A 525-nucleotide genomic window follows, 5' to 3' on the forward strand; every position below is an offset into this window, starting at 1 on the left:
TATGAGAACATCACTTTGTTCCGAGGCGCTAGATATGGCTATTAAAAATAGAAAATACCCTGATCAAAAGCTTATTCATCATTCGGATAGAGGTTTTCAATACTGTAATCCTAAATACACAGAATTTGCTGAAAGCAATAACATCACAATGAGTATGACAGAGCAATACGACCCTTATGAAAACGCTGTAGCTGAAAGAATTAACAGAACTTTAAAATATGAATACGGATTAAAACAGACCATTAAAAACACAGGTTTAGCACAAAAAATGACTGAGCAAGCAGTATATATTTATAACAATCTAAGAACGCATTTTAGCCTGGATCTAAGAAAACCGGCTGAAGTACATTTAAATCCAAACATCAAATACAAATCCTATCGAAAAAATAATGTAAATTTACCTGAACTTACGATTTAAGAACAGACCTAGTTCAAACTGTTTTTTTGCCTTCTAAACGGCTAAAAAAAATCTTTTGAACGTCGAAATAATAACCAAAAAGAGTCAACCTATTTCAGTATAATACA

Annotated in this window: 1 protein-coding gene; it reads left to right on the top strand. The window is 31.8% G+C overall.

All coding sequences use genetic code 11. The annotated features are described in order from the left end of the window. Positions 1–418 (top strand): integrase core domain-containing protein (locus TD29_RS16245; RefSeq protein WP_040282306.1); only part of this gene is annotated, 418 nt, incomplete at its 5' end. Between the last annotated feature and the right edge of the window lie 107 nt (positions 419–525).

The sequence above is a fragment of the Psychroserpens damuponensis genome (assembly GCF_000826655.1).
Lineage (GTDB): Bacteria > Bacteroidota > Bacteroidia > Flavobacteriales > Flavobacteriaceae > Psychroserpens > Psychroserpens damuponensis.